The 1,534-nt window shown below is 68.8% G+C and carries 1 protein-coding gene and 1 pseudogene; both read left to right on the top strand.

Translation table 11 applies throughout. The features are described from left to right. On the top strand, positions 1 to 968 hold a 968-nt coding region (locus tag AC1D01_RS34175; protein WP_477873900.1), incomplete at its 5' end, for a TonB-dependent receptor domain-containing protein. Positions 969 to 1,002: 34 nt separating this feature from the next. Continuing rightward, positions 1,003 to 1,534 (top strand): annotated as a pseudogene (locus AC1D01_RS34170) (hypothetical protein); the annotation flags it as partial.

The raw sequence follows: 1,534 nt of genomic DNA, 5'->3' as shown, positions 1-1,534 counted from the left end.
AGCTCGGGCTGCCGACGAATCTCGATGCCGAAGACCGCTACCGCAAGTTCAACCCGGCCCTCGGCGCCACCTGGCAGGTGACGCCGCGCTTCACGGCCTATGGCGGCTGGAGCCAGGGCAATCGCGCGCCCAGCCCGATCGAGCTGGGCTGCTCGGACCCGGCGAATGCCTGCGTGCTGCCGAATGCGCTGCAGTCGGACCCTCCCCTGAAGCAGGTGGTGTCGCAGACGCTGGAGGCGGGTGTGCGCGGCACGCTGGCGCAGGGGCTGCGCTGGAATGCATCGGTCTTCCGCACCGTGAACCGCGACGACCTGCTGTTCATCAGCAACGGGCTGTCGGCCGGCTACTTCAGCAATGTCGGCCGCACCGTGCGCCAGGGCGTGGAGCTCGGCGTGTCGCAGCAGGCCGGCGTGCTGAACTGGGCGCTGTCGTACAGCTGGCTGCGCGCCACCTTCGACTCGTCGGCCTGCCTCGTCTCCGAATCGAACAGCAGCGCCGAGACCAGCGCGGCCTGCACCGGCGACGACGAGATCGAGGTGCGCCAGGGCGATCACCTGCCCGGCCTGCCGGCGCACACGCTGAAGCTCAGCCTGGACCTGCAGGCCACGCCGAGCTGGAGCGTCGGCGCGCAGGTGAGGGCGCAGTCGAAGCAGTACGTGCGAGGCAACGAGAACAATGCCCACCAGGCGGACGGCGTGGACTTCTTCGGCAGCGGCAGCACCGCGGGATTCGCGTTGCTGGACCTGACCACGGGCTGGAAATTCCGGCCGGGGTGGGAGCTGTTCGGCAAGGTGTCGAACGTGTTCGATCGCCGCTATGCGACGGGCGGGCTGCTCGGCACGAATGCGTTCGATGCGAGCGGGGCGGTGCAGGCGCCGGCGGATTGGCGCCGCGAGCAGTTCGTCGCGCCGGGCGCGCCGCGGGCGGGGTGGATCGGGATCCGGGTGTCGCTGGGAGGTGATGACTGAAGACTGCTGACCCTGTGCGAGCATTGGCACGCTCATGATGCTGATCTCGATCCTCTTCTTCGCCTGTCTCGCCGTCGGCTTCCTGCTGTACCTGCCGTTCCTGCTCTGGTTCCGGCATCGACGCGCCCGTGGCAAATCGATGGGGGCCGAGGTCCGCTTCGTTCTGCAGCATGAGCCGCCCAAGGACGCGCCCGTCGCCGGCGAGGAGAACGCGTCGGCAGGACTGCTGCGCCGATGGAAGATCGCCACCATTCGCGGCGTTCCGCTGTTCGTCGACGCGGTCCTTCCCCTCAACGGATTCCTGGTGGCGAGTCTTGCCGGTTCCGRCTTGGCCGAATCGTTGTCGTACTGCCTCGCGTTCGCCGCACTCATMCTCGTGCACGAGCTGGGCCACTTTGCCGCCGCCCGCGCGCTGGGGCTGAGGGTCTTCGCCATCAACATCTCCGGCCTGGGCGGCAGCTGCCTCACGCAGCTTCCACGCGACGTGAAGGGCACGTTCTTCCTGTATTCCGCGGGACTGGTGGCGCAGGCGGTGTTGGGGGTGCTCGCGCTGGCGGCGGTCGCGG

The organism is Rhizobacter sp. P3_B12, assembly GCF_056402895.1.
The sequence above is the reverse complement of the archived record's forward strand: the minus strand, read 5'-3'. Positions and strand labels throughout refer to the sequence as shown.